Raw genomic sequence first — 1,657 nt, forward strand, 5'->3', positions numbered from 1 at the left:
ATAAGAAAAACCGGGCATAGCCCGGTCCTTTTCATGGTTAGAGAATATCCGATAATTTGTACTCTATGCCATGTACCCCTTTATAATACTCAGGATACATTTCACCCCCACATTTTTCACATGCAAACATAGGAGGAGTTGTCGGATCTCCATCATCCATTAAATCGAAATCCCTTACCACGTTAATAGGAATCTCTTCTTTCTCATGACACGCCAAACAAACATAGCTGACGCTCTGTTGCTTGGACTGGTTTAGGCTTATGTTTTTCTTCTTTTTCTTTCCCTTTTTGCGGGTTTTTGATACCGGTGAGATCGTTAATCATCCTTTCTAAATAAGCTCTTGTAGTTTTGCATAAGGCTACCTTTATTTCTAATTTACCATTTTCAAGGCAGACTTCTCCCTTGTATTCATAGTAACATTCACACCTCTGACAAACGAGAGGGTCTTTCTTGCCACTGGCTACTATTCTTTCACGCCACGTCTGGCGACGTAAGGTTTTCTTAACTTTTACAACCCAACGTCTTGCTTTTTGTTGCCAAGTACTCAACACTTTTTTACACAAGTTTTTTGATCTTCTAGAATACATACCGTAATGCCGAATAGTTTTAAATTGCTCGTCTGGGATATGGCGAATTAAACGTGAAATAAATTCTTCGACACTTACGGTTTCGGATTTGTCTTTTCCGTCAGTTTTATCCTTATATTTGAACGTAACGAATTGCCCATCATATGCCTCAATCCGATTGATTCCAATCGCTGGTCGACGAATATAACGGCCAATATAACGAAGTTGTTCTTTTATTTTCCCCCTCTGTTTAGGTGCATACACATAGAAGCCTTCGCCATTATTGGTGAACGCCTTTTGAAGTCTTGGTTGGATTCTTTTCTCTTGGTGAAACTCCGTTTCTAATTAATTTTAATACGACCGTTTGCCATTGTTTACGAAGCATCGTAAATGGCAAGAAATCATACTGCTTCCATTCTCCTTTTTCTGTTAATCCACCCATTGTAACTAACATATGTACGTGAGGATTGAAGTTGACCCTTGAACCAAAAGTGTGGAGTCCAGCAATAATCCCAGGTGTTACCTTTGCTTTCTTTTTGAAGAAGTCAGTAAGTAGTCTTGCAGAAGCATCCATTAAATCTTTTAATAGATGTCGGTGAAGGAGAAATACATCTCTTAGTCCTTCATCAATCGTAAAAATTACGTGCCGATGATTAACCTGAAGAACATCTTCAGTAAGTAACCTACTCCATTCTTCACTTTCTCCAACAGAGCACGTGGTACAAAATCGACCTTTACATCGGTAAGGAACCTTTCGCACATCATGACAACCTTCACACACAAATAACTTAAATCCATTTTTGATATCCCCACAATCTCGAAATTTCTCAACCTCCTTAATTACGATAGGGCGGATTTTAGCACCGTGTTTTCTTTTGAAAGCTTCCCAATGTTGGTGTTTATCAAAAAATATTCTTCTCAATATATTGGTCTCCATAAAATGAAAATACCACAGCTTAAATGACTGTGGTAGACCCAAATTTTTATACTTTCTTATCTTTTTAATCGAGTAGAGGGAAAATAAGTTGATTATTTTCGCCCCTCTCACACCACCGTACGTACGGTTCCGTATACGGCGGTTCAATTTATAT

1 pseudogene is annotated in these 1,657 nt (G+C 38.3%); it reads right to left on the bottom strand.

The features are described from left to right. Positions 1–203: 203 nt before the first annotated feature. Positions 204–1,503: pseudogene (locus QY97_RS21235) on the bottom strand (IS91 family transposase). Positions 1,504–1,657: the final 154 nt, after the last annotated feature.

Origin of the sequence: Bacillus thermotolerans (assembly GCF_000812025.2) — a bacterium.
GTDB lineage: Bacteria > Bacillota > Bacilli > Bacillales > Domibacillaceae > Quasibacillus > Quasibacillus thermotolerans.